Origin of the sequence: Actinopolyspora sabaoui (assembly GCF_051225635.1) — a bacterium.
Classification (GTDB): Bacteria; Actinomycetota; Actinomycetes; order Mycobacteriales; family Pseudonocardiaceae; genus Actinopolyspora.
On the sequence record NZ_JBMIHH010000004.1, the window covers coordinates 1 to 25,894 of the forward strand.

Annotated in this window: 22 protein-coding genes; 18 read left to right on the top strand and 4 right to left on the bottom strand. The window is 67.1% G+C overall.

Annotated features, from left to right (window positions below):
- Positions 1-790: 790 nt before the first annotated feature.
- From ACOQFL_RS07560 to ACOQFL_RS07625, 14 genes are all read left to right on the top strand, one after another.
- Positions 791-1,612: a tetratricopeptide repeat protein gene (locus ACOQFL_RS07560; protein ID WP_435543383.1), complete on the top strand. Its 822-nt coding sequence runs from the start codon at positions 791-793 to the stop codon at positions 1,610-1,612.
- Between the two features lie 38 nt (positions 1,613-1,650).
- Complete coding sequence (locus tag ACOQFL_RS07565; RefSeq protein ID WP_435543384.1) at positions 1,651-2,730, top strand: HAD hydrolase-like protein; 1,080 nt, start codon at positions 1,651-1,653, stop codon at positions 2,728-2,730.
- Between the two features lie 206 nt (positions 2,731-2,936).
- On the top strand, positions 2,937-3,194 hold the full coding sequence (locus ACOQFL_RS07570; protein ID WP_435543385.1) for a hypothetical protein: 258 nt from the start codon (positions 2,937-2,939) through the stop codon (positions 3,192-3,194).
- Positions 3,195-3,198: 4 nt separating this feature from the next.
- Positions 3,199-4,080, top strand: a complete 882-nt coding sequence (locus tag ACOQFL_RS07575; protein WP_435543386.1) for a TlyA family RNA methyltransferase — start codon at positions 3,199-3,201, stop codon at positions 4,078-4,080.
- Positions 4,077-4,970 carry an NAD kinase gene (locus tag ACOQFL_RS07580; protein ID WP_435543387.1) on the top strand — a complete coding sequence of 298 codons (894 nt, stop codon included), beginning with the start codon at positions 4,077-4,079 and terminating at the stop codon, positions 4,968-4,970. Before ACOQFL_RS07575 ends, ACOQFL_RS07580 begins: the two co-directional genes overlap by 4 nt.
- 174 nt (positions 4,971-5,144) lie before the next feature.
- Positions 5,145-6,899 (top strand): DNA repair protein RecN, encoded by a 1,755-nt coding sequence (gene recN, locus ACOQFL_RS07585; protein WP_435543388.1) that lies wholly within the window; start codon positions 5,145-5,147, stop codon positions 6,897-6,899.
- Positions 6,900-7,067: 168 nt separating this feature from the next.
- On the top strand, positions 7,068-8,267 hold the full coding sequence (gene steA, locus ACOQFL_RS07590) for a putative cytokinetic ring protein SteA (RefSeq protein WP_435543389.1): 1,200 nt from the start codon (positions 7,068-7,070) through the stop codon (positions 8,265-8,267).
- Between the two features lie 758 nt (positions 8,268-9,025).
- Positions 9,026-10,729, top strand: coding sequence for a CTP synthase (pyrG, locus tag ACOQFL_RS07595; protein ID WP_435543390.1), 1,704 nt, complete (start codon positions 9,026-9,028; stop codon positions 10,727-10,729).
- A 227-nt stretch (positions 10,730-10,956) separates the two neighbouring features.
- Entirely contained in the window at positions 10,957-11,625 is a 669-nt protein-coding gene (locus tag ACOQFL_RS07600) for an NUDIX domain-containing protein (protein WP_435543391.1), read from the top strand.
- 71 nt (positions 11,626-11,696) lie between these two features.
- A complete protein-coding gene (locus tag ACOQFL_RS07605; RefSeq protein ID WP_435543392.1) occupies positions 11,697-12,641 on the top strand; it encodes a site-specific tyrosine recombinase XerD in 945 nt (314 codons plus the stop codon).
- A gap of 163 nt (positions 12,642-12,804) precedes the next feature.
- The gene (locus ACOQFL_RS07610) at positions 12,805-13,752 is read left to right on the top strand and encodes a ParA family protein (RefSeq protein ID WP_435543393.1); all 948 of its coding nucleotides are present in this window, start codon (positions 12,805-12,807) and stop codon (positions 13,750-13,752) included.
- 35 nt (positions 13,753-13,787) lie between these two features.
- On the top strand, positions 13,788-14,660 hold the full coding sequence (locus ACOQFL_RS07615; protein ID WP_435543394.1) for a segregation and condensation protein A: 873 nt from the start codon (positions 13,788-13,790) through the stop codon (positions 14,658-14,660).
- On the top strand, positions 14,657-15,310 hold the full coding sequence (gene scpB / locus ACOQFL_RS07620; RefSeq protein ID WP_435543395.1) for an SMC-Scp complex subunit ScpB: 654 nt from the start codon (positions 14,657-14,659) through the stop codon (positions 15,308-15,310). The genes ACOQFL_RS07615 and scpB overlap by 4 nt, the downstream gene beginning before the upstream one ends.
- Positions 15,303-16,076 carry a pseudouridine synthase gene (locus ACOQFL_RS07625; RefSeq protein ID WP_435543396.1) on the top strand — a complete coding sequence of 258 codons (774 nt, stop codon included), beginning with the start codon at positions 15,303-15,305 and terminating at the stop codon, positions 16,074-16,076. The genes scpB and ACOQFL_RS07625 overlap by 8 nt, the downstream gene beginning before the upstream one ends.
- A 47-nt stretch (positions 16,077-16,123) precedes the next feature.
- Here ACOQFL_RS07625 and ACOQFL_RS07630 read toward each other — a convergent pair whose 3' ends face one another.
- Positions 16,124-17,299: a cation:proton antiporter gene (locus ACOQFL_RS07630; RefSeq protein WP_435543397.1), complete on the bottom strand. Its 1,176-nt coding sequence runs from the start codon at positions 17,297-17,299 to the stop codon at positions 16,124-16,126.
- A gap of 103 nt (positions 17,300-17,402) precedes the next feature.
- The gene (locus ACOQFL_RS07635; RefSeq protein WP_435543398.1) at positions 17,403-17,885 is read right to left on the bottom strand and encodes a cation:proton antiporter regulatory subunit; all 483 of its coding nucleotides are present in this window, start codon (positions 17,883-17,885) and stop codon (positions 17,403-17,405) included.
- A gap of 158 nt (positions 17,886-18,043) precedes the next feature.
- Here ACOQFL_RS07635 and cmk point away from each other — a divergent pair, with 158 nt between their 5' ends.
- The 4 genes from cmk (at position 18,044) to ACOQFL_RS07655 (ending at position 21,846) form a co-directional block, all read left to right on the top strand.
- Positions 18,044-18,769, top strand: coding sequence for a (d)CMP kinase (gene cmk, locus ACOQFL_RS07640; protein ID WP_435543399.1), 726 nt, complete (start codon positions 18,044-18,046; stop codon positions 18,767-18,769).
- On the top strand, positions 18,766-19,479 hold the full coding sequence (locus ACOQFL_RS07645; RefSeq protein WP_435543400.1) for a lysophospholipid acyltransferase family protein: 714 nt from the start codon (positions 18,766-18,768) through the stop codon (positions 19,477-19,479). Before cmk ends, ACOQFL_RS07645 begins: the two co-directional genes overlap by 4 nt.
- A complete protein-coding gene (der, locus tag ACOQFL_RS07650; RefSeq protein ID WP_435543401.1) occupies positions 19,476-20,921 on the top strand; it encodes a ribosome biogenesis GTPase Der in 1,446 nt (481 codons plus the stop codon). Before ACOQFL_RS07645 ends, der begins: the two co-directional genes overlap by 4 nt.
- A 91-nt stretch (positions 20,922-21,012) precedes the next feature.
- Complete coding sequence (locus ACOQFL_RS07655; RefSeq protein WP_435543402.1) at positions 21,013-21,846, top strand: aldo/keto reductase; 834 nt, start codon at positions 21,013-21,015, stop codon at positions 21,844-21,846.
- Between the two features lie 183 nt (positions 21,847-22,029).
- On the opposite strand, the gene ACOQFL_RS07660 is transcribed toward ACOQFL_RS07655, so the two are convergent.
- Both ACOQFL_RS07660 and ACOQFL_RS07665 read right to left on the bottom strand, forming a co-directional pair.
- Entirely contained in the window at positions 22,030-24,159 is a 2,130-nt protein-coding gene (locus ACOQFL_RS07660) for a S9 family peptidase (RefSeq protein WP_435543403.1), read from the bottom strand.
- A gap of 118 nt (positions 24,160-24,277) precedes the next feature.
- Positions 24,278-25,612 (bottom strand): NupC/NupG family nucleoside CNT transporter, encoded by a 1,335-nt coding sequence (locus ACOQFL_RS07665; RefSeq protein WP_435543404.1) that lies wholly within the window; start codon positions 25,610-25,612, stop codon positions 24,278-24,280.
- Positions 25,613-25,894: the final 282 nt, after the last annotated feature.

Below are 25,894 nucleotides of genomic sequence, written 5' to 3' on the forward strand. Positions count from 1 at the left end.
CAGCTAAGCCCTCCAGCGCCCCAGGTACTGCACCCCCACGGGTGTGGGAGACACGGACACCGCCGACCCAACCCCCCACGATGTGGCCCGGACACCACCACGGTGCCCGGGCCACACGTGCATCCCCGCCCACACCACAGGACCCCACCCCGCCGCGTGGCAAACACCACCAGCACACCACCACTCACGAGTCCACTCAGTCCCCGAACACGCCGAGTGCTACCCCGACAAGTGCGTGGCTCGCCCGTACGGCTGTGCACACCCCTGCGGGGCTAAGCTGGTGGGGTCATGTGTATATGCTTCAGGAGGTCCGGTGTCCAGCTCTGACGACAAGCGTGACGCTCGGCGTCGTGACAACGACACCGGGGACAGGCACGGAAAGGACCGGAAACCGGGCCACTCCCGCGCGAGTGGTTCCGGAGGAGGCCCGCGCGGCTCCAGGAATCGAGCCGGTACCGACCGGGGATCGGCTCGCGACGGCGTTGACTCGGCAGGACGTCGCGGAAACGGTGTGAGTCGCCACAACGACTCCCGTGGTAAAGCCAACCGAAGCGGCGGTAACGTCGGTGACCGCGATTCGGGAAATCAGTCCAAGCGCAACGTTCCAAGGCGAGCCGATCGCTCCGGTGATTCCACCGACTCGCGGCGGAATCGTCGTTCACACGCCGATCGCAACCAGGGCAGGAGTGACGCCCGGGCAGGTTCTCCGCGTGGTGATGCCGAACGAGTTGGCGGTGATTCCGGAAAGCGGACAGCCTCCACCGAGCCCGGCCGCCCCAGGGCGCCCAAGTTGCCGGAGGGTGCCAATGCTTCCCAACTCGATCCCGAAGTGCGGCGCGACTTCCGGGCGCTGCCCAAGATGGTGGCCGAGGACGTGGGAGCGCACGTGGTGGCAGTCGGGATGTTACTGGAAGAGGAACCGGAAAAGGCGCTGGAACACGCCCGGTACGCTCGCCGGAAAGCCTCCAGATCGCCCGCTGCCCGAGAAGCCAACGGGCTCGCCGCCTACTACGTGGGTAACTGGAGCGAGGCCCTCTCCGAACTGCGTGCCGCTCGTCGCATGGGAGGTCAGTCCCACCTCGCCATTATCGCCGACTGCGAACGTGCTCTCGGGAAACCCCAGCGCGCTCTGGAACTCACCCGGGAAGAGGAAGCAGCTCGACTTCCCCAGGACGAAGCGATCGAACTGCGAATCGTGGGAGCGGGAGCACGTCGTGATCTCGGTCAATCCGAAGCCGCTGTCGTGAGCCTGCAGGTTCCCGAACTCGATCCGCAGCGTAATGAATCGTGGAGTGCCCGGCTGTTCTACGCCTACGCGGACAATCTGCTGGCGGTGGGACGCACGCGCGAAGCCTTCACCTGGTTCGTACATGCGGCCAACGCCGATGACGACGAAGCCACCGACGCCCCCGAACGACTCGAGGAGCTGGTGACCGAGCTGGGAGGCCCCGAGGAGGCGGAACGGCTTGCGGCCCACGCCGAAACCGACACCGCCGTCCCCGAGGTTTCGGAAGGAACCGTTGCCACTGACCGCGAACACGGTACCGGTGATTCTCGTGCGGACCGGCGGTCCGCGGCTTCCCAGGACATTGACCTGGGAGTCTGGGACTGATCCGGAATCGACGGCTCCTGAATGCAGGAGGGAGTGACGTGGGGCGATCGCTCGGTGCCGAGCACGACGCGTTGTTGCTCGATCTGGACGGCACGGTCTATCGCGGTGGTGAAGTCATCAAGGGTGCCGATTCGACTGTCTCCCGTGCTCGTGACGCGGGTATCACGATTCGCTACGTCACCAACAACGCTTCCAAACCCCCCGAGACGGTCGCCGAGAACTTGAACACGCTCGGGGTCGCGGCGGTGGTCTCGGAGGTCAGCACCAGTGCCCAGGCGGGAGCCGCCTTACTGGCCGAGCGTTTGCCGCCCGGAGCTCCTGTACTCGTCGTCGGTACGGTGGCTTTGGCCGAGGAACTCGTCGCTGTCGGACTTTCTCCGGTGCGAACGACGGATTCGGGACCGGTGGCCGTGTTGCAGGGACATTCCCCCGACACCACGTGGACCGATCTGGCCGAAGCCTGTTTGGCGATACGTGTTGGTGCTGTTTGGGTGGCTTGCAACCGCGACGCCACGCTGCCCACCGAGCGGGGTGAACTGCCCGGAAACGGTGCACTGGTGGCGGCACTGCGGGAGGCCACCGGTAGTTGCCCGCTGGTCGCGGGCAAGCCGGAACGAACGCTGCTGGATCGGGCAGTGGCCTCGGCGACCGCGCGCCGACCGCTCGTGGTGGGAGACAGGCTGGAAACGGATATTCTCGGAGCCGGTAGGGCCGAGATCCCCTCGCTGATGGTGTTGAGCGGGGTCAGCACTCCCGCCGAGCTACTCGCGGCTCCTCCCGGGTGTCGCCCCGCTCATGTGGCGGCCGATGTGACCGCGCTGGAACTTCCGGCCGCGGCTTCCAGAATCTCGGAACAGGCCGCCTGGAGAATCGACGCCACCGGGGCCGGGCTGACGCTGGCCGCTGTGAACGGAGCGGACCACCGGCCCGAGGAGGCCGACGAGGCCTACCCGTGGAGCAGGCTCTCCGCGCTGCGAGCCCTTTGTGCGGCGTGGTGGTCGGAGGGCAGCGGGGACGTCGAGGTGCTGTTCGAGGACTCGACAGCCGAAACCGTGCTCCGGGAGCTGGGGCTGTATCGCCTCGACGGAAAGCGCTTCGCTACGACCACCACCAGTTGAATCGTTCCTCGTGTCCGGTCGACGGCGGCGGTGACCACGTGCCCGCGCCCGAGTATCGGACCGCTGCAAGCGAATTGCTGTGGCCGAGCGCACCGAGGAGCAGCGGTGGGTGTGATCCGATAACGTGGAAGTGCTGTGGTCCTTTCGGCATCTTTTCGAGCGTGGGGTTCGTGCGGTGTGATTGGTATCACTGTTGGTGGTGTGCGATGAGGCAGGAGGAGATGGAGTCGGCGGGACAACACGGTGACGGAACGGCCGATTCGGTGACTTCCACCGATTCCGCCGTCGACCGGATCAAGGAGGCCGAGGGCGTCGTTGAGCGTTCGTTGGCGGGCCTGCGGGAGCTGGACGGGTTGCCCGTCTCCGAGCACGTCGCCAGGTTCGACGCGGTTCACGACGCGTTGACCGATGCCCTCAACCGGGCCGACGAACTGCTGTCCGGACCGAGTAGTAGCGGGAGTTGAAGCGGTGCCTCGGAAAGCGCGACTGGATGCCGAGCTGGTACGGCGTAAGCTCGCTCGTTCACGGGAACACGCCGGTGAACTGATCGCTGCCGGGCGTGTCACGGTGCGCGGCTTCGTGGCCCGCAAGTCGGCGACCACGGTCGAGAACGATGCATCGATAGTCGTGGCCGACGACGTGGAAGATCCCAATTGGGCTTCCCGGGGTGCTTACAAGCTGCTCGGAGCGTTGGAGGCTTTCGAAAAGGACGGCTTGCGGGTCGCGGGCCGCCGGTGCATGGACGCGGGCGCCTCCACCGGAGGATTCACCGATGTGCTGCTGCGGCGTGAGGCAGCGGAGGTCGTGGCCGTGGATGTCGGTTACGGCCAGCTGGACTGGAAGTTGCGTACCGACGAGCGTGTACTGGTCCGTGACCGCAAGAACGTGCGGACGCTGACATCCGCCGATATCGGTCAGGCGGCGGACCTGGTGGTGGCGGACCTGTCGTTCATCTCGCTGCGGTTGGTGCTGCCCGCGCTGAGCGAGTGCATACATCGGGGATCCGACCTGGTGCTCATGGTCAAGCCCCAGTTCGAGGTCGGTAAGGAGCGCCTTGGCACAGGGGGAGTGGTTCGTGATCCGGCGTTGCGTGCCGAGGCGGTACTCGGCGTGGTATCGGCCGCGGCCGAGTACGAGTTGCGACTACAGGCCGTGGTCGCCAGTTCGCTTCCCGGACCTTCCGGCAACGTCGAGTACTTCGTCTGGCTGCACCGGCGCGCCGACGAGACCCCTCGCGATGTGACCACCATGGTCACCGAGGCGGTAACGGTTTCCTCGGCCGATGCCACTGTGGCCTCCCGAACAGTGCGCACCGAAACCGGGGAACTCGGAGAGGATGACACCGGTTGACCCGTGACGTACTTCTGGTGATACACACCGGCAGGCAGTACAACCTGGGCACCGCGGAGAAGGTCGCGGGCAGACTGATCGGTGCCGGTATGCGGGTGCGTGTGTTGGCGGAGGAGGCTCCCCAACTCAGTCCGGCCTGTTACAGCCGTGTCGTGGCACCGGGGGCGCTCGCCGCCGCGGGGACCGAGCTGGTACTCGTTCTCGGAGGTGACGGCACCCTGCTGCGCGCCGCCGAACTCGCGAGGATGGCCGGAGTACCGGTCTTCGGGATCAACCTCGGTCGGGTCGGTTTCCTGGCGGGGGCCGACTTCGACGCCCTCGACGAGGCGGTCGACGCCGTGGTCGAGGGTCGGTACCACGTGGATGAGCGGATGACCATCGACGTCACCGCCAGACTGGGGAATCAGGTACTGGCCACGACCTGGTCACTCAACGAGGCCAGTGTTGAGAAGAGCAGTCGGGAACGCATCCTCGACGTAGTCGTCGAGGTGGACGGTCATCCGGTCTCCACTTTCGGTTGTGACGGCGTACTGTGTTCCACTCCGACCGGCTCCACCGCCTACGCTTTCTCGGCCGGTGGGCCCGTCGTCTGGCCACAGGTGGAAGCGTTGCTGGTCGTACCCAGCAACGCGCACGCGCTTTTCGCGCGTCCACTGGTTCTGGCGCGTGATTCCACGCTGGCCCTCGAGATCGACCAGAACGGTCACGACGCCGTGCTGTGCTGCGACGGGCAACGGCACTTCGACCTGCCCGCGGGGTCCCGAGTGGAGGTGCTGGCCTCGGACAACCCGTTGCGACTGGTTCGACTGCACGACACCTCGTTCACCGATCGGCTGGTTCGCAAGTTCGAACTCCCCGTGCACGGCTGGCGGGGACCAGTATCCGAATAGGATTCATCGTTGTGGCGTGGCGTGTTCGCCCGCCGCGGCGTGCGGCGGCACTCGGCCCCGCTCGTCTGCTCGCTCGTTCCGGGTGGCGTAAGACGAACGACATTTCCCCTGGAACGCGCCGAACGGGATCGCCGGGCCGCCAACCCCGTGAGCGTGCCAGCTAGGGTGCTTGCTGTGTTGGCGGAGATGCACATCCAAGGGCTGGGCGTGATCGACAGTGCCACGCTTGAACTGCATTCGGGGTTGACGGTGGTGACCGGTGAGACCGGTGCGGGCAAAACCATGGTGGTTACCGGCCTGCATCTGTTGAGCGGGGGGCGAGCCGACAGCTCCAGGGTCCGTTCGGGAGCCCAACGAGCCGTGGTGGAGGGCCGCTTCGTCACCACCGCGGACTCGGGAGCTGCCGAGGTGGCGGGTGAGGCCGGGGCCGAGCCGGACGAGGACGGCAGTCTGATCGCGGTCCGCAGTGTCAGTTCCCAGGGGCGCTCCCGGGCACATCTCGGCGGCCGCTCGGTGCCGAACACGGTGCTCGCCGAACTCGCAGACCAGGTGCTGGCGGTGCACGGCCAGAACGACCAGCTTCGGTTGTTACGCGCCGACGAGCAGCGTGCCGCGTTGGACCGGTTCGCGGGTGAGGCCGTCGAACAGCCACTCGCGGAGTACCGCAGACTGCGGCGGGAGTGGCTCGAAGTCGTGCGGGAGCTGTCCGATCGGAGCCAACGTTCCCGCGAACTCGAACGCGAGGCCGATCTGCTGCGTCACGGACTCTCGGAGATCGAGACAGCGGATCCCGCCCCCGGCGAGGACACCGAACTGGTCGACCAGGCCCGCAGGCTGTCCGATATCGATCAGCTGCGTGAACTCGCCACCGGCGCTCACACCGCGATCAGTGGCTCCGAGGCAGAGGATCCCGACGGGGCGGGAGCGATGAGTCTGGTGGGGCAGGCCCGCCGATTGCTGGACTCGTCCGAGGATCCCAAGCTGCGCGAGATCGGGGAGAGACTCGCCGAAGCCGCGGCCGTACTCAGCGACGCCGGTACCGAACTGAGCGGCTATCTGGAGGAGCTACAGGCCGATCCGGCCGAGTTGGAACGAGTACTCGCCCGGCAGGCCCAACTCAAACAACTCACCAAGAAGTACGCCGAGAACATCGACGGTGTGCTCGAATGGGCCGAACAGGCCCGGCAGACGCTGCGCGGGATGGACACCTCCGAGGAGGCGCTGGCGGAGTTGGCGGCCCGGCGTGACAGCTTGGCCGCGGAACTCGCCGAGCACGCCCGTGAACTCAGCCGGATCCGAGCCGAGGCGGCGGGCAGGATGGCGGTCGCCGTCACCGAGGAGCTCACCGGGCTGGCCATGGCGCAGGCCGAGTTCGAGGTGTCGGTCTCCCCCAGACACGTCGCCGCCGGTGGCCACGAGACGGTCATGCTGGACGGGCAGCCGGTTCATGCCGGTCCGGACGGTGTCGACGAAGTGGAGATGCGTCTCCGCGCTCACCAGGGAGCCCCGGCACTACCCATTCAGAAGGGTGCTTCCGGGGGAGAGCTCTCCAGAGTGATGCTCGGCCTCGAAGTGGTACTCGCGGATTCCGACACCGTTCCCACACTGGTGTTCGACGAGGTCGACGCCGGGGTCGGCGGGAGAGCCGCGGTGGAGATCGGCAGACGCCTCGCGCGACTGGGCAGAAGCCATCAGGTCGTGGTGGTTACGCATCTGCCGCAGGTGGCCGCCTACGCGGATCGACACCTCGTGGTCGACAAGGCCACCGAAACCGCCGGTCTCACCCACAGTGATGTTCGCACGGTCTCCGACGAACAACGTGTCACGGAACTCGCGCGCATGCTGGCGGGACTCGATTCCACCGAGACCGGACGTGCCCACGCCGAGGAACTCCTCGAGGTGGCCGACCGCTACAAGGCCGACTTCTGACAGGTGGCCTGAGCGGGTGAGCGAGCTCCTCGGTTCCCGGAGTCGTGGAACGGTGCGCTCGCTCGCGAGTCGCCCCTGCGGGTGGCGCTTTGGCGGTGCGCCGACATTGTCGGCCACGCCCCGGCGTGGCGACGGAACATTCGGTGACTGTTTTGTCACCATCGGTGCATGCGACTCAGTGGCCTGCTCGGAAGTCGGCAGGAGACATTGCCCGGCATCATCGGAACAGCGCGTGTCCAGCGCCGGCTCGGCGAACTACCTCCTCGGCTCTCCCCACGGGACATCGTGGTTCTCGACGAGCCCGATCTCGATCGTCACGTCGCGGAGTCCCTGGTCGCTCACGAGGTGGCCGCGGTAGTCAACGTCGGCCCCGCCATATCGGGCAAGTATCCGAATCTCGGTCCGGAAGTGCTGCTCGCCGCCGGTATCCTGCTGCTCGACAACGCGGGCCCCGAGGCGTTGGAACGTGTCCGCGACGGCGTCACACTGCGGCTGCACAACGGCGACGTGCGCCTCGTCGGCAAACGGGGTGAGGAGGAACTTCTACTGCACGCCTCGGAACAGGACACCGAGAGCGTCGCCACACGTATGTCCGAGGCGAAGGCGGCGATGTCCGCGCAGTTGGAGGCGTTCTCCGCCAACACCATCGAGTTCCTCCGGAACGAGCGGATGCTCGTGCTGGACGGCATCGGAGTACCCGAGGTCGGTGTCGCCATGTCCGGGCGTCATGTGTTGGTGGTCGCACCGGGTCGTGGATACGGGGAGGAGCTCAAGCGCCTGCGGCGTTACGTGCGGGAGTACCATCCGGTGCTGCTCGGTGTCGGCACCGCCGCGGACACGCTGTGTGCGGTGGGGTTGTCCCCCGACGTGATAATTGGGGACCCGAGCGCGCTGGATGTGCGTACGCTCAAAGCGGCCGACGAGATCGTCATCCCCGCCGATATCCACGGCCACGCGCCGGGGATCGAACGGATCCAGGAGCTCGGCCTCGGAGCCGTGACCTTCCCCGCCTCGGGGAACGCCGAGGACCTGGCCCTGCTGCTCGCCGACGCGCACGGGGCCGAACTCGTGGCGACAGTGGGGATGCGCGCCACCCTCGACGAATTCCTGGACCGTGCGCGGGTGGGAACCAATCCCTCGACGTTCCTGACCAGGCTTCGGCTGGGCGGCAAGATCGTGCACGGTTCGGCCGTGGTCGAACTGCAGCGTAACCGAGTTTCCAACGTAGCCGTGTTGTTGTTGGTGCTGAGCGTGGTTCTCGCGATGTTCGCCGTGGTGAGCACCTCGGGAATGTTCGGTCCTTATCTGCCGGTGCTCGGAGCGTTCGGCGACGCCGTCGTCGAGTTCTTCGAGGGGCTGATCACGTGATCTTCGTGCGCTGTCACGCGGTTTCTCGTGGCGGTGTTGCCGGCGTTGGCGTTCGGGAGCGCCGCTCGGTTCGAACTCGGTCAGCCGGAGCCTGCTGACGCCGCTCGGGGACCGATGCGATCACCTGCGACAGCGGCCGCAACAGTGGTGTCCGGAAAGCGAGGCTCTGCGCGGTGGAACAGGCGGACGCACAAGCCCTGCCCGATTCCATCGCTCCACGGGGCGGGTGGCGGGAATGCCACCGCGCCTCGTGGTGAGACCCGGCTCTGGGGGCGCCGGGCGGCGCGACCTTATGGGCGCCGCCCGGCAGAGGTCCGGCGCGAATGGGGAGGGGCGCCGCGCCGGACCGGTTCAGATGAACTTCGCCCTGGCGAGCATGCCCGAGAATGTCGTGCAGTGGCATACTTCGATCGGCTGATTCGTTGGCCACGTTTCGTGGTAGATGTGTCTCGTTCGGGATCGAGGCGAGACCGGCCTGCCGTGCTCGGTGGATGCTCGCGGGGCCTCACTCGGTCTCGCGGCCGCACACAGAGGGTGTCGAGCCCGCCGACACGAACACACCTGTCCGAACGCTCGTCGACGGCGACCGCCGCGTCCGCTCCGGCGTGTGGAGCACCTCGGTCCGCCGTCCGTCGGGGTCCGGTACATCCCGGGGAACGAGTGCGATATGCTGTAGTCCCGTGGGAGCGACGGTGTCAACGTTCCTGCCAGCACAAACACCAGCATGGTGACGGCATCGACCACGGGGAGCTTTTTTGGTGCCGCAAGCACGCACGATCAAGCATGTATTCGTCACAGGGGGCGTCTCCTCCTCCCTCGGCAAGGGGCTCACGGCCTCCAGCCTGGGGGAACTACTCACATCCCGCGGGTTGCGGGTGACCATGCAAAAGCTCGACCCGTATCTCAACGTTGATCCGGGCACGATGAATCCGTTCCAGCACGGTGAGGTTTTCGTCACCGACGACGGGGCCGAGACGGATCTCGATATCGGGCACTACGAGCGCTTCCTGGACCGGGCGTTGACGCGTAACGCCAACATCACCACCGGTCAGGTGTACTCCTCGGTGATCGCCAAGGAACGCCGTGGCGAGTACCTCGGAGATACGGTGCAGGTGATCCCGCACATCACCGATCAGATCAAGGCACGGGTCCGTGCGATGGCCGAGCCGGACGAGAACGGTCAGACTCCGGACGTGGTCATCACCGAGATCGGTGGGACGATCGGTGACATCGAGTCGTTGCCCTTCCTGGAGGCGTGCAGACAGCTCCGCCACGACGTGGGCAGGGACAACTGCTTTTTCCTGCACGTCTCGTTGGTGCCCTACCTCGCGCCCTCCGGGGAGCTCAAGACCAAGCCGACCCAGCACTCCGTCAAGGAGCTGCGCAACATCGGTATCGCTCCGGACGCGTTGGTCTGCCGCGCCGACCGCGAGCTCTCCGGTGAGCTCAAGGACAAGATCGCGCTGATGTGCGACGTCGACTCCGACGGTGTGGTGGCCTGTCCCGATGCCGCCTCCATCTACGACATCCCCCGCGTGTTGCACGGCGAGGGGCTGGACGCCTATCTGGTCCGCAGGCTGGGACTTCCGTTCCGCGACGTCGACTGGTCGGTGTGGGGCGATCTGCTCGAACGGGTACACAATCCCACCGAGAGAGTCCGGATTGCCCTGGTGGGCAAGTACGTCGACCTGCCCGATGCCTATCTCTCGGTCACCGAGGCGTTGCGCGCGGGCGGGTTCGCGAACCGGGCCAAGGTGGAAATCTCGTGGGTGGCCTCCGACGACTGCGAGAGCGAGGCCGCCGCAGCGCGTGCCCTGTCCGGTATGGACGGGGTGCTCGTGCCCGGTGGATTCGGCGTACGGGGAATCGAGGGTAAACTCGGCGCGATCGAGTACGCGCGCACGAACGGGATCCCGGTACTGGGGCTCTGCCTGGGGCTGCAGTGCATGGTGATCGAGGTGGCGCGCAACCTCGCCGGGCTGCAGCGCGCGAACTCGACCGAGTTCGCCGCTCCCTGCCAGCATCCGGTGATCAGCACCATGGCCGATCAACACGACGTGGTGGCGGGGGAGCGCGACATGGGCGGCACCATGCGTCTGGGTTCCTATCCGGCCGCGTTGCGGGAGGACTCCCTGGTGGCCCAGGCTTACGGCACTCTTGAGGTCTCCGAACGACACCGTCATCGTTACGAGGTCAACAACGCCTACCGGGAGCAGTTGGCCAAGGCGGGACTGGTGTTCTCGGGAACCTCGCCGGACGACCGGTTGGTCGAGTTCCTCGAACTCCCCCGTGAGGAGCACCCGTTCTTCGTGGGAACCCAGGCGCATCCGGAGCTGACGAGTCGCCCCACCCGGCCGCATCCACTGTTCAACTCGTTCGTCCGCGCGGCTCTGGACTACCGTGCCGCGGAACGGTTGCCGGTGGAGCTGCCCGGTGCCGTGCAGGCCCCGGCGAGCGTCTGAGCACTCGGAGCGGAACACGCGATTCGGGAACCGGCCGGTGACAGCAGCGGACCGGGACACGCTCGACTCTTTCGTGGCTGTCCCGGTCCGGTATCTCCGGGGGCGGGGCTTCTCGTGGTGTACTTCCCCGGCGAGCCCGTCGCCGAGATCGACTTTCGGGACGGGACTCCGGAGCGGTAAACAGGATCACCGAGCGAGAACACCGAGACACTCCAGGAGCACTCCGCATGGCCGCCGATCCCGAACAGCCCGGTACGCCGATCACCCGTACGAACGGCCGACACAGCTTCACCACCCTGTCGACCTCCGATGTCTATGTGGGCAACATTCTGGCGCTGCGTGCCGACGAGGTCGCCATGCCGGGTGGCGGGCGTTCGCGCCGTGAGGTCGTGGAGCACTCCGGCGCGGTAGCTGTGGTGGCGCTGGACGAACACGAACGTGTCGTGCTGGTTCACCAGTATCGCTATCCGCTGGATCGCAGACTCTGGGAGCTGCCTGCGGGCCTGCTGGACACTCCCGGCGAATCTCCGCTGCACACCGCCCGTCGGGAACTCGCGGAGGAGGCCGGGATCGCCGCCGAGGAATGGTCGGTGCTCGTCGACGTGGCCGCCTCACCCGGGTTCACGGATCAGTCCGAGCGGGTCTATCTCGCCCGCGGTCTGTCCGAGGTCGCCCTTCCGGAAGCCGCGGCGGACGAGGAGGCGGATCTCGTCGTGCGCCGGGTCGAGTTGGATCGTGCCGTCGAGATGGTCTTCACGGGCGAGATCGTCAACGCGCCCGCCGTCTCGGGACTGTTGGCGGCCCAGGCGGTCTCGCGGGGGCACGCCGTGCCCAGACACGCGGAGGCAGAGTGGGTGGATCGCCCCGTCCGGTTCCCCGCCCGAACCGATCGTTGATCACGCTCTCCCCGGTTCGGCCGCACGATTCCGCTGGCTCGTGTCATGGTGATCCGGGAAGGAGCCCACCGATGCCCGATCTTGACGAACTGCCCGACGAACTGCGTCGGGTGATCAGAGCCTATCTCGATCACCTCGTGGTGGAACGGGGAACGGCTTCCAGCACGCTGGATTCCTACGGTCGGGACCTGCGTCGTTACGGTGCTTACCTGTCCGAGGCGGGAATCGTGGAACCGGGCGGAGTCTCGCCCGATCTGGTGGGTGAGTTTCTCGCCACACTGCGCCGGGGTGAGCACGATGGCGGGGTTCCACTCGCGCCCGCTTCCGCGGCCAGAACCATCGTGGCGGTGCGGGGGTTGCATCGCTTCGCTTTCCTGGAGGGATTCACGGCGCGGGACCCGGCTCATGAGGTGACTCCGCCCGCTCTGCCACGACGTCTGCCGAAAGCGTTACCGGTCGACGAGGTCAGGCGGCTGCTGGAAACGGGTACTGTCGAGGGCATGCGCGGATTGCGGGACCGTGCCTTGCTGGAACTGCTCTACTCCAGTGGAGCGCGTATTTCCGAGGCGATCGGTCTGGATGCCGACGATCTTGACGAACGGGAGCGGACCGTCCTGTTCGACGGAAAGGGCGGAGTGCAACGTCGGGTTCCGGTGGGACGCCCGGCCCTTGCCGCGATCGAGGCCTACCTCGTCCGTTCGCGTCCCGAGCTGGCGAAGCGGGGCAGTGGGGACAAGGCATTGTTCCTCAATTCCCGCGGCGGCAGACTCTCCCGGCAGAGCGCCTGGAACATCCTCAAAACCGCGGCCGAACGTGCCGGTGTGTCCACTTCGGTCTCACCACACGTACTTCGGCATTCCTTCGCGACTCACCTACTGGAAGGGGGAGCCGATGTGCGGGTCGTGCAGGAGTTGCTCGGGCACTCGTCGGTCTCGACAACTCAGATGTACACAATGGTCACCATGAATACGTTGCGCGAGGTCTACGCCACCACCCACCCCAGGGCGCGCGACTGAATTCCACGGGTTCACCCGAATCCTGTCGGGTGAGCGAGCGGCACCGCGAGGTGTTTCGTCCGGACAACGGCGATGCGCGTTGCCGCTGCGTGCGCGTGCCGCTTAGGCTGCGCGTCGAACGACGTTTTCGAATGCCGTCGCACACAAAGGAGTCACCACCGCCATGTCGACGCCGCAGCCCTCCGCCGGTGGGCGGTACCGGGGCGCGGTCGACCTGAGCATCACCCCCGACACTTCGGAACTCGCCAACGGCGACGGAATGGGACCCGATCCCAACGACGCGAACATCGGCCCCACCGGTAGGCCGCGTCGACACGTTCCCGAGCCCGCCGCGTTGGACACGCACGGGCCCGCCTCGGTGCTGGCGATGTGCAACCAGAAGGGCGGCGTCGGTAAGACCACGTCCACGATCAATCTGGGGGCGGCACTTGCCGAGTACGGACGCAAGGTGTTGCTGGTCGATTTCGATCCGCAAGGTGCATTGTCGGTAGGTCTCGGCGTGCAACCGCACCAGCTGGAACAGACCATCTACAACGTCATCATGGAACGCTCCGTCGAACTCCGTGAGGTGATCAGATCCACCAGCGTCTCGGGAATGGATCTGTTGCCGAGCAACATCGATCTCTCGGCGGCCGAGGTCCAACTCGTCGCCGAGGTGGGGCGTGAGCAGGCGCTGGAACGTGCCCTGCGGCCGGTGCGCGCGGAATACGACTTCGTGCTGGTCGACTGCCAGCCCTCGTTGGGGCTGCTGACGGTCAACGCGTTGGCCGCGGCCCACGGTGTGATGATTCCGCTGGAGTGCGAGTTCTTCAGCCTGCGCGGAGTGGCGTTGCTGATCGACACCATCGAGAAGGTCCGCGACCGGCTTAATCCCGATCTGGAGATCAGTGGAATCCTGGCGACGATGTTCGATCCGCGTACGCTGCACTCGCGTGAGGTGATGTCGCGCGTGGTGGAGGCGTTCGGGGATATAGTGTTCGACAGCGTGATAAACCGTACGGTGCGGTTTCCCGAAACCACCGTGGCGGGAGAACCCATCACTCGGTGGGCGCCGCGTTCCTCCGGCTCGAAGGCCTACCGCTCGCTCGCCCGTGAGGTCATCGCGAGGTGATTCCCGCCGCGAGCCGTTGTTGCTGATGAGGAGACGTGACCGAGGCACAAGCAGCCACCGACTCGGCGCACGAGGTGCCCGAGCTGGCCGCCGCTCAGGATTCCCAGGGCGGACGCTTCACAGTACGCCTGGAGAACTTCGAGGGGCCGTTCGACCTGTTGCTGCAGCTGATCTCGCAGCATCAGCTCGACGTCACCGAAGTGGCACTGCATCGCGTCACTGACGACTTCATCGCCTACACCAAGGAGCTCGGGCAGCGTTCCGAACTGGACGAGATCAGTGAGTTCCTCGTCGTGGCGGCGACGCTGCTGGATCTCAAGGCCGCTCGGCTCGTCCCCGCGGCCGAGGTCGAGGACGAGGAGGATCTCGCCCTGCTGGAGGCCCGCGACCTGCTGTTCGCACGGTTGCTGCAGTACCGGGCCTACAAGCGGGTCGCCGAACTGTTCCGGCAGCTCGAAGCCGGGGCGCTGGGGCGCTACCCCCGGGCGGTCTCGCTGGAGCAGCGCTATCTCGACCTGATGCCCGAAGTGGTTCTCGGAGTGGACGCCGCCGGTCTGGCGGAGACAGCCGCCGCGGTGTTCCGTCCCAAACCCCCACCCACCGTTTCGCTGGACCACCTTCACCAGCAACGCGTCTCGGTGCGCGAGCACGCGGCGGAGCTACGGGTGCTGTTGGCCGAACGGGGCAGCGCGGTGTTCGCCGAACTGACCGAGCAGTGCGGCACGAGCCTCGAGATCGTGGCTCGGTTCCTGGCGCTGCTGGAACTGTTCCGCGAGGCGGTGGTCACGTTCGATCAGCCCGAACCGCTCGGCGAGCTCGCGGTCTCCTGGGTGGGCGGCAGCGCCGAACAGGCTCGCGCGGCCGCCGAGGCCGATCTGGATCGAGACGAGGAAGAGGATTACGGGTGAGTGGCGAGAAGCACCCCGCCGGTTTCCGCCCCGAGGGAACCGAGGGCGGAGAGGACACCGAGCGGGCGAGCGGTGCGGGCGAAGGCCGGAGTCGTGAGTGGCCCGCCCTCGACTCCGAGCCCGCGCTGGACGCCGCGCTGGAAGCGGTGCTGCTGGTGGTCGACGCCCCCGCCGGGGAGGAGCTGCTGGCCGAGGTGCTCGATCAACCCGTGGCACGGGTCACCACCGCTCTGCACCGGCTGGCCGAGGGCTACACCGCGGCGGGAAGTGGTATTGAGCTGCGCAGGGTGGCGGACGGCTGGCGGTTCTACACTCGTGACGTCTACGCTCCCGTCGTCGAGCGGTATCTCCTCGACGGGCAGCGAGCCAAACTCACTAAGGCCGCACTGGAGACGCTCGCGGTCATCGCCTATCGGCAACCGGTGACTCGCTCGAAGGTAGCGGCGGTGCGCGGTGTTAACGTGGACGGGGTCGTACGTACCCTGCTGGCGCGTGGACTCATCCACGAAGCCGGTACCGACCCGGAATCGGGCGGCACTTCCTACTGCACGACCGAGTTGTTCCTGGAACGGCTCGGCCTGTCCTCGTTGCGGGAACTGCCGCCACTGGCCCCCCTGTTGCCCGAAGTGGATGCGATCGACGATGTCTGAACCACACGACCCGACGAGCCGGAACAGCCGGGACGCGGAAGGCGTCCGGCTGCAGAAAGTGCTTTCGCAGGCGGGCGTCGCCTCGCGCCGCGCCGCCGAGGAGATGATCGTCGAGGGCCGTGTGGAGGTCGACGGTGCTCCGGTCACCACGCTCGGCGCCCGGGTGGAGCCGAGCACCTCGGTCATCCACGTGGACGGCAGCAGGGTCGTGGTCGACAACGAGGCCACCCATCTGTTGCTGAACAAGCCCACGGGCATTCTGTGCAGCATGTCCGACGACCAGGGGCGACCCTGCATCGGTGACTACCTGCCGAAGCGGGAGGGCAAGCTCTTCCACATCGGGCGGCTGGACTTCAACACCGAAGGGCTGCTGCTGATCAGCAATGACGGCGATCTCGCCAATCGGCTGATGCATCCCTCCTACCAGGTCCCCAAGACCTATCTGGTCGAGCTGCAGGGCCCTGTTCCCAAGGATCTGGGACGCACCGTCAAGTCCGGTCTGGAACTCGAGGACGGGGTCGCCAGCGTCGATTCCTTCCGCTTCGTCGACACCAACCAGAAGGGAACCCGCGTGTTGGCGCAGGTGGTGCTGCACGAGGGGCGCAAACGAATCGTCCGCAGACTGTTCAAAGCCGCGGGCTATCCGGTGCAGCGACTGGTCCGGACCGGGGTCGGTGAGGTGCGGTTGACCAACGAGCGTCCCGGGGCGATCCGGCCGCTGGACAACAAGGAACTCGGCTCGCTCTACCGCGCGGTCGGCATGTGACCGGCCGGAACAGGTGGCCCGGTCGGCCGTCCCGGCCTTCCCGCCGCTCATCGCGGCGTGTGCCGTAGCGTCACCAGCCGTTGGGAAACCGGCTCCACCACACGGGCCGCGACCGGCCCGAGCACGGCCATCAGCAACACGTAAGCGGTGGAGAACGCCGCCAGCTCCCCGGTGACCGCTCCGGAACCCACTGCCAGGCCCGCGATGACTATGGAGAACTCGCCGCGGGCCACCAAGGCGGCCCCCGCGCGGGCCCGTCCCATCCGCCTGATGCCCTGGGAGCCTGCGGCGAACCATCCCGTGGCGAGTTTCGTGATCGTGGTCAGCAGCGCCAGCAACAGTGCGAACGGCAGCACTGGCGGAATCGCGGACGGATCGGTGTTGAGGCCGAACACGACGAAGAACACCGCCGCGAACAGGTCGCGCAGCGGGGCCAGTGTTCGGGTGGCGTTGGCCGCGGTCGACCCTGATATGGCGATGCCCAGCAGGAAGGCGCCCACCGCCGCCGAAACCTGCAGCTGGGCCGCCAAGCCGGCCACGAGCAGCGCCGCCCCCAGCAACCGGAGCAGGAACACCTCGGGATCCGGACTGTCCACCAACGCGGAGACGTAGCGTCCGTAACGCAGTGCCAGCACCAGCACCAGAGTGATCACCAGGACGGACACGCCGACCGCACCGAGACCACCCAGAAATCCCACCCCGGCGAGCAGGGCGGTCAGGATCGGCAGGTAGATGGCCATGGCCAGGTCCTCGAACACCAGTATCGACAGCACTACCGGTGTCTCACGGTTGCCCAGCCTGCCTAGATCTCCCAGGACCTTCGCCACTATCCCCGAGGAGGAGATGTAGGTGACACCGGCCAGTACGATCGCCGCGATCGGGCCCCACCCCAGCAGCAGCGCCACGGCGGCACCTGGCGAAGCGTTGAGTACCACGTCGACGAGACCCGCCAGCCAGGAGCGGCGCAACCCCGTGACCAGCTCGCCCGCCGAGTACTCCAACCCCAGCAGCAGCAACAGCAGGACGACCCCGATCTCCGAGGCGATCTCGGTGAACGGTTCGATGCCGCCCAGCGGGATCAGCCCGCCCTGCCCGAAGGCCAACCCGCCGAGCAGATACAGCGGGATCGGCGATATACCGATGCGCCAGGCGAGCCGCCCGAGCACCCCCAGACCGAAAAAGACCGCTCCCAGTTCGATCAGTGTGATCGCAGTGTGTTGCACCTGGTTCCTCTCGCCCGTGCGGACGTCGACCGGATCCGTTCAACCTCCGGGGTCCGTGGGGCGCCGCCCGAGCATCCCGGGGGAACGGTCGGTTCGAGTCGAATCAGCCGTGTTCCATGATCTCGCCGGCTGCGCGCAGACCTTCGGCGGTACCGACGACCACCACCAGGTCGCCGCCCGCGAAGACGAAATCCGGGCGAGGGGAGGGCACCACCGAGCCGTCCCTTATCACCGCCACTATCGAAACCGAGGTTCGGGTGCGCATCTCGGTCTCGCCGAGCATGCGTCCGTCGAACGGCGAACCGTGCGTCAACGGCAGTTGCCAGGTGGTCACACCGGTGACCTCGCGTTGTTGTTCGCTGAGCTGACGCACCAGTTGGGGAGCCCCGAGCAGGTTCGCCAGCGTACTGGTTTCCTCCCCGGTGAGATCGGTGGCCGCACAGATCTTGTCCGGGTCCCTGGCATCGGAGACGATCAGCTCCATCCGGCCGTCCCGGTAAGTGATCACTCCGACGCGGCGCCCGGAGTCGGTCGTGAATTCCTGTTGCGTGCCCAGCCCCGGCAGCGGGGTCACGGTGACGTCCACACCACCGATCTTAAAACGTCTCGCGGCTTCGCAGTAGCCGGCCGATCGATCGTGCGGGACTCGATTGAGTCACCGCGTTCGCGGACAGGCAGAATGAAACATTGTCGGTTAGCCCGAGCGAGCGACGTGGTCATTCGTTGTCGAGGAGGTCAGTCGAGGTGTCCCAGCCCGAGCTCAACGGAATCGTGGCGGTGGACGGGCCGTCCGGAACGGGCAAGTCCACGGCGGCTCGTGGACTCGCCCACGCGCTCGGCGCTGCTTATCTGGATACCGGCGCGATGTATCGAGCGGTGACACTGGCCGTGCTGCGCGCCGGGACGCCGCTGGACGATGCCGCGGAACTCGCCCGTGTCGCCCGCGGTGCGCAGGTGGTGATGCGCACCGATCCCGACTCTCCCGGGGTCTCGCTCGACGGAGCCGACGTGAGCGGGGAGATCCGCGAGCAGGAAGTCACCAGCGCGGTTTCCGCGGTTTCCGCGGTTCCCGAGATCCGGGAGTTTCTGGTGCGGCGCCAGCGCGCGCTGATCGACGCCGTGACACGTCCCAGTGGGGGAATCGTGGCCGAGGGACGTGACGTGGGCACCGTCGTGGTGCCAGAGGCGGGCCTGAAGGTGTACCTGACCGCCTCGACGGACGCTCGTGCCCACCGCCGCACCGCCCAGGACGCGGCCGAGGGGCGCCCGGCCGACCGCGACCTGGTACACGCCGACGTGCGACGCAGGGATACCCTCGACTCCAACAGGTCCGTGGCGCCGCTTCGAATGGCCGAGGACGCTGTTTCGCTGGATACGACCGAGCTCTCACTGGCACAGGTGCTGCGGCGGTTGCACGAGTTGGCGGCCGACCGTGGACTGCTGGTCACCAACGAGCGAGCCGGACGATGAGGCCCGACGGGAGTCACTCGCAGCGTGACCACCCCACTACGGGTATGCTGCCGGAGGGCAGTTCACCCGGTTTGCGCCGGTTCGGTCGGTGCCTGGGCTGGCTCGTGCTGCGGATGTCGTATCGAATCCGCGTCCGACACGGTGAACGATTCCCCGCGACCGGCCCTGTGGTTCTCGTCGCCAACCACAGTTCGCTCGCGGACGGTCCGGTGCTGTTCGGGGCGCTGCCACGTGGTGCGGTGTTCCTGATCAAGCGGGAACTGTTCCGAGGCCCGCTCGGCTGGGCACTGTGTAAACTGGGTCATCTTCCGGTTCGTCGTGGTACTCCCGACCGTGCGGCGCTGTCGGCCGCGGTGCGGATACTGCGTTCCGGCGGGGTGCTCGGGGTGTTCCCCGAGGGAACTCGAGGCGGCGAAATGGCCGAGGCGCGGCACGGTGCGGCGTGGTTGGCCCGATCGGCGGGGGCGCTGCTGCTGCCGGTCGCGTGCCGGGGTACCGCTCGAGAGAGTGGGCGACGGTTCCGCTTCCGGCCCAGGGTGGACGTTCTCGTCGGCAGACCCGTCCGCCTGCCGGAGCAGAAGGGCAGAGCGGGACTGGTCGAGGCGACCGAACGCGTGCGTACCGAGTTGGTCGAGTTGCTCGCCGAACTGGAGGGGCGAACGACCGACTCCGACGAACCAGACGATGATGTGAGAGGGAACGAGGCGTGAGCGAAGAGCCGTTTGCCGACGCCGCCGAGGGTGCCGGCCTCGACGGCACCTGGTCCGACGAGGCGGATTGGGCCGACTACGATCACCTGTTCGACGAACTCGACGAGGATTCGGGGCCCGAACCCGGCCGTCCCGTGCTGGCGGTCGTGGGCAGGCCCAACGTCGGTAAGTCCACCCTGGTGAACCGCCTGCTCGGCAGCAGGCAGGCCGTGGTCAAGGACACTCCCGGTGTCACGCGGGACCGGGTTACCTATGACGCCGTGTGGAGCGGACGCGCGTTCAGCGTCGTCGACACCGGTGGATGGGATCCCGATGCCGACGGCATGTACGCCAGTGTCACCTCCCAGGCGGAGATGGCCATGTCGGCAGCCGACGCGATCCTGTTCGTGGTCGACGCCAACGTGGGAGTCAGCGGCACCGACGAGGCCGCGGCAAAGGTGCTGCGCCGATCCCGGCGCCCGGTGCTCGTGGTCGCCAACAAGGTCGACGACCAGGTCGCGGTGGCAGGCACGGCCGAGCTGTGGTCCCTCGGGCTGGGGGAGCCGCACCCGGTGAGCGCGCTGCACGGTCGCGGGTCGGGTGACCTGCTCGACGAGGTACTGCGTGTATTGCCCGAAACCCCCCGGGAACAGTTGGGGGGCGCAGCGGGGCCGCGACGGGTGGCGCTGGTCGGCAAACCCAACGTAGGCAAGTCCAGCATGCTCAACCGTCTCGTCGGTGAGCAGCGTGCCGTGGTGGACGAGGTGGCCGGTACCACCGTCGACCCCGTGGACTCGCTGGTCGAGCTCGACGACGAAGTGTGGCGGTTCGTGGACACTGCCGGGCTGCGTAAGCGGGTGAAAACCGCCGACGGCACGGAGTACTACGCCTCGCTGCGTACCAAAGCGGCCATCGAGGCGGCCGAGGTGGCCATCGTGCTCATCGACGGTTCCGAGCCGCTGACCGAGCAGGATCTGCGCATCATCAGCATGGTCATCGAGTCCGGTCGGGCGTTGGTGATCGCCTACAACAAGTGGGACATGGTCGACGACGATCGCAGGCGGAGCCTGGAGAAGGAGATCGATCGCGACCTCGTCCGAGTGCGTTGGGCCGAGCGGGTGAATGTTTCGGCTCATACCGGCCGCGCGGTCACCAAACTGGCACCTACGCTGCGAACGGCGCTCGACTCGTGGGATCAGCGCGTCTCCACCGGTCAGATCAACTCGTGGCTGTCGGATATCGTCGCGGCTCACCCCCCGCCGGTCCGGGGCGGCAAGCAACCCAAGATCATGTTCGCCACCCAGGCGCACGCACGGCCACCGACACTGGTGCTGTTCAGCTCGGGTTTCCTGGAAGCGGGCTACCGCCGGTTCCTGGAGCGCAAGTTCCGCGAGGCGTTCGGTTTCGCGGGCAGCCCGGTACGGGTCGTCGTGCGGATCAAGGAGCGCAAGAGCTCCCGCTGAGCACCATCCGCTACGGCGGGGACCGGTATCGGGTAGCCTCCCCCGGAGCCCGGCACCCTGTCCGAGTTCTCCGAACGACAAGGTGCGAGAGATGCGTAGTCTGCCGTTGCCCGAAGGGGACGAACTGCCCGTGCTCGGGCAGGGGACCTGGGGTATGGGAGAGAGCGATGCGCGGCGTGCTGCCGAGGTCGACGCGTTGCGCCACGGGCTCGACTCGGGGATCCGACTCATCGACACCGCCGAGATGTACGGCAGCGGCGGAGCCGAGCAGGTCGTGGGTACCGCGCTGCGAGGAAGACGGGACGATGCCTTCGTGGTCTCCAAGGTGTTTCCGCACAACGCCGACCGCAGCGGTACCGTCGCTGCCTGCGAGCGCAGTCTGCGGCGGCTGGGAACGGACCGGATCGACCTGTACCTGCTGCACTGGCGGGGTGCCACGCCGCTGGAGGAGACCATGGAGGCACTCGAGTCTCTCCAGCGCAGTGGTAAGATCCGCCATTTCGGAGTGAGCAATTTCGATCCGGCCGACATGAGCGAACTCTTCGCGACCGAGGCAGGATCCCGAGTTTCCACCGACCAGGTGCTGTACAACCTCACCCGCCGCGGCCCCGAGTTCGACCTGCTGCCCTGGTGCCGGCAACGAAACCTGCCGGTGATGGCCTATTCCCCGATCGAACAGGGCAGGGTGCTCGACGATCCGGTGCTCGGACAGCTGGCCGCCGAACGCGGGGTCACCCCCGCGCAGCTTGCCCTGGCGTGGGTACTGCGTCAGGACGGGATTTGCGCGATTCCCAAAGCGGCGACCGTCGAACACGTCGACCACAATCGAGCGGCGGTCGCCCTCTCGCTCACGGACGGGGAGTTGGCTCGACTCGACGAGCGGTTCCCGCCGCCCAGCGGCCCGAGACCGCTGGAGATACTCTGACGGAATTTTCCCGATCCGGTTGAGTTCCAGGCCCGTGTGACGAGGTGGTTCGGCGCGCCGAACCGCGAGTGACCCCAGGTGCCACCGGCCGGGGGAGCCAGGCCTCCCGTCAGGGACGCACCCGATGATCGGCTGCGTACTCCCGGCGGGAGGTCGCCGCGCCCTCGTCACGGCGAGTGGTCGTCACTCGCTCGGAGCGGCATCCCCCGAGGACCCCGTGGGCAGGCCGAGAGCACGGCGCAGGAAGTCCAGCTGCAGCAACAGCAGATTCTCGCTCTTGCTCTCCGAGGTCGGCATGTGGGTCACGCCGGGCAGCGGCAACAGGGTGTGTGGTCTGCCCGCCGAGGTCAGCGCTTCCGATAGCCGCAGCGAGTGCGCGAACACCACGTTGTCGTCGACGGTGCCGTGCACCAGCAGCAGTTCCCTGCGCAGCTCGGGGGCCATCCGCAGCAGTGAGTTCGCCGTGTAGGTCTCGGGATTACGGTTCGGGTCGCCGAGGTAGCGCTCGGTGTAGTGGGTGTCGTAGAGCCGAAAGTCGCAGACCGGTGCGCCCGCCACGGCCGCGTGGAACACGTCGGGACGGCGCAACACCGCCAGCGCGGCCAGATACCCCCCGAACGACCAACCCCGGATGCCCACCCGATCGAGATCCAGATCGGTGCGTTCGGCGGCGCATGCGTGCAGCGCGTCCACCTGGTCCTGCAGCGGTGGTCCGGCGAGGTCCCCGGCCACCGCCCGATCCCAGTCGGGCCCCCGACCGCCCGTGCCCCGCCCGTCCGTGACGAGCACGGCGAATCCCTGCTCGGCGAACCACTGCGGTGTCAGGTATCCCTGCTGCCGTCGTAGCACCCGCTGTGCCTGCGGCCCCCCGTAGGGGTCCAGCAGTACCGGCAGCCTGCCGTGTTCCGAACGATGCCCGTGCGGCAGCAGCAGCGCGGAGCACAACTCGCGGGCACCAAGTCGTAGCAGCCGCAGGCGCGGCGTGATCGTGCTCGTCTCGGCGAGCGAAGTGATCTCGGCGATCGGGGTGTCCTCGCGAAGCACCCGCACGGTGCCGTGCAGCCGCTCCGTGTCCCCGGAGGACAGCACGGTCACCGGCCCGCCACGGGTGGCCCCGTGCACACCGTCCTGTTCGGATAGCCGTCGCGCGCCCGCTTCGGTCACCCGGTAAACGTGGACCTGGGTGGGATCCTCCGCCGATGCCGACACCAGGATGTCGGTGGGACCGATGTCCAGAATCGCGCGGACCTGCAGCGCGGGCCCGGTCCAGTCGTTGCCGTCGACCAGGAGTCGGTAGGCACCGTCGATCGGGCTGATCCGAACCAGGCCGCCGTCGGGGGTCCAGGCGGGCCAGCCGGTCTTGATCTCGATCCAGTGCGGATCGGTCTCGTGGTGCAGCTCCGTGGTCTCACCGGTGTCGGGGTCCACCGCCAGCACCAGTTGGCTGCGTTGGTCACGACTCTGCACCGCCAGTAGCGGTCGGCCGTATTCGGACCAGTGGACCGCCACCAGATATGGATGCGCGCCGTTGTCCCAGCGCACGGGAACCCGTTGTCCGAACTCCGCGTCGTCGACCCGCAACAGCTCCAGAGCGACGACAGCGTTGCTCTCACCCGCCGCGGGATACGGCATCGTTCTGGGGGGCCGTGCGGGATCGGCGGGATCGGCGAGGTTCCACTGCGCCACCTCCGACTCGTCCACCCTGGTCGCCAGGATCGTCGAACCGTCGGGCGCCCACCAGTAGCCGCGGCCTCGGTTCATCTCCTCCGCCGCGATGAACTCGGCGCAGCCCCACTGGATCCGTTCGTGTTCGGGTTCGATCAGCGCCCGGTCCTCGGAACCGTCGAACCCGATCACACGCAGTCCGCCCTGCGAGGTGTAGGCCACGCGGGTGCCGGTCGCGTCCGGCCTGGGGTCCGCGGCGGGGTAGCGGGCCGGCAATCGGCGGAGCAGTCCGCTCGCCAGCTCGGCGACGAACAACTCACCGGAGAGCGTGAAAGCCACTCGCCGAGCACTGTCGTCCACCGCGTAGGCCGTGATTCCCGAGGCGCGTTCCCTGGCGCGTTCCCGACGGGCCAGCTCCTCCTCCGAGGCGGTCCCGGTGTCGTCGAGCTGAACGGGATCGGCCACCCGGTGCTCAGTGCCGTCGCCGGTGTCCAACATCCACAGGGCGTTGCTCCGGTCGGTACCGCTCGACGACCGCAGGAACAGCACCCGTTGCCCGTCCGGTGCGACGGTGAAATTACGTGGGGCGCCCAGACTGAACCCCTGGGTCCGGGCGCTGTGACGAGGGAACGTATCGGCTGCGGTCATGCCCGCAGCCTGTCAAAGGCGTTCGAGTGCGTAACCGGGTGGTCGGTCGACATCCGAGCGCGTTCGGTTGTGCACCGTGGTGGCGATGCGCGGCCGCACCGCCACCACGGTGCCGTGCTCAACCGATCACCATTCCCGCGATGGTGGCGCTCATGAGGTTCGCCAGCGTTCCCGCCAGCACGGCTCGAATGCCGAGTTGGGCGATCAGTGGTCTGCGACTGGGAACCAGACCGCCGAGGCCGCCCAGCAGGATTCCCAGCGAGCTGAAGTTGGCGAATCCGGTCAGCGCGAAAGTGATGATCACCGCGGTGCGTTCGGTGAACGCACCCGACTCCGCCATGGGGCCGAAGTCGGCGAAAGCGACGAACTCGTTGAGAACCAGCTTCTGCCCCAGGAAGGTTCCGGCCTCCACAGCCTCGTTGAACGGAATCCCGATGGCGACCATTACGGGCGAGAAGACGTAACCGAGAATCTGCTGGAAGGTCAGGCTCTCCAGGCCGAACAGGCCACCCACCCCGCCGATGATCAGATTGAGCAGCGCGATCAGCGAGATGAACGCGAACAGCATCGCTCCGACGTTGAGGGCGAGCTTGAGACCGTCGGAGGCTCCGACCGCCGCGGCGTCGATGACGTTACGGGGCTTTTCGGGCTCCTCCTCGGGCTCGGTGTCCGCGCGCTCGGCGCGTTCACCGCCGTCAGGCTCCTCGCCGGAACCCGCGGCGTCCGTTGCCGAGTCCGTTCCGGTTCCCGTGGTCGTGGCGGCCACGGCCTCGTCACTGTGGGACTTCTCGGTCTCCGGAACAATGATCTTGGCCATAAGGAGACCGGCCGGTGCCGCCATGAAACTGGCCGCGATCAGGTACTCCAACGAAGCGCCCAGCAGTGAGTAGCCGACAAGCACCGTTCCGGCTACCGTGGACAGGCCCCCTGCCATCACCGCGAAGAACTCCGAGCGGGTCATTCTGGCCAGGTACGGTCGGATCACCAGCGGTGCCTCGGTCTGTCCCACGAAGATGTTGGCCGTGGCGTTGAGCGATTCCGCCTTCGTGGTTCCCAGCAGTTTCTGCAGTCCACCACCGATGATGCGTACGACCCACTGCAGAATGTGCCAGTGGTAGAGCACCGCGCTCAGCGAGGCGATGAACACGATGATCGGCAACACCTGGAAGGCGAACAGCGTGCTGCCCTCGTCCAGCAGGTCGATCAGCGGCCCCACCATGAAGTTGATGCCCTCGTTGGCGGAGTCGATCACCTTGCCCACGCCCGCGGCGACCGCTTCCAGCACCCGCTCTCCGGCTTCCCAGCGCAGTACGAGAACGGCGAAAACCACCTGGATCGCCAGCGCCCCCAGTACAGTGCGGGGCCGGATCGAACGTGGGCTGGTCGACAGGGCCACCGCGATCAGCAGCAGCACCACCATGCCGCCGATACCCCATAGCACGTGCACGAGCATCGTCCTTTCACACCGTTCGGCCCGCTTGGCGGATCCTCGCCCCTGGGCGGGACCGAACCGGCGACGCCGCGGATAATTTGGTCGCCGAATATTGGCATGCCACTGATCACCACGACAGTCCCGGAACCACTTCGTTTCTCACCGGAAACGAACTTTTCCGCTCGACGGAAACCGTTTCGGGGACTCCGGGAAGAACTCCGGAGAACTACCAGCTCGCAGCCATCCGCGTTGCCGGTGTCACTGCCCGAGGGGCTCCCCCCGATGTCGGGCGCTGAGCTTCCG

Excerpts from the sequence above, each read along its gene's own strand:
- ACOQFL_RS07570 (WP_435543385.1), top strand. The coding sequence starts at position 2,937 with ATGAGGCAGGAGGAGATGGAGTCGGCGGGACAACACGGTGACGGAACG.
- steA (WP_435543389.1), top strand. The coding sequence starts at position 7,068 with ATGCGACTCAGTGGCCTGCTCGGAAGTCGGCAGGAGACATTGCCCGGC.
- ACOQFL_RS07600 (WP_435543391.1), top strand. The coding sequence starts at position 10,957 with ATGGCCGCCGATCCCGAACAGCCCGGTACGCCGATCACCCGTACGAAC.
- ACOQFL_RS07605 (WP_435543392.1), top strand. The coding sequence starts at position 11,697 with ATGCCCGATCTTGACGAACTGCCCGACGAACTGCGTCGGGTGATCAGA.
- ACOQFL_RS07610 (WP_435543393.1), top strand. The coding sequence starts at position 12,805 with ATGTCGACGCCGCAGCCCTCCGCCGGTGGGCGGTACCGGGGCGCGGTC.
- ACOQFL_RS07625 (WP_435543396.1), top strand. The coding sequence starts at position 15,303 with ATGTCTGAACCACACGACCCGACGAGCCGGAACAGCCGGGACGCGGAA.
- ACOQFL_RS07645 (WP_435543400.1), top strand. The coding sequence starts at position 18,766 with ATGAGGCCCGACGGGAGTCACTCGCAGCGTGACCACCCCACTACGGGT.
- ACOQFL_RS07655 (WP_435543402.1), top strand. The coding sequence starts at position 21,013 with ATGCGTAGTCTGCCGTTGCCCGAAGGGGACGAACTGCCCGTGCTCGGG.
- ACOQFL_RS07660 (WP_435543403.1), bottom strand. The coding sequence starts at position 24,159 with ATGACCGCAGCCGATACGTTCCCTCGTCACAGCGCCCGGACCCAGGGG.
- ACOQFL_RS07665 (WP_435543404.1), bottom strand. The coding sequence starts at position 25,612 with ATGCTCGTGCACGTGCTATGGGGTATCGGCGGCATGGTGGTGCTGCTG.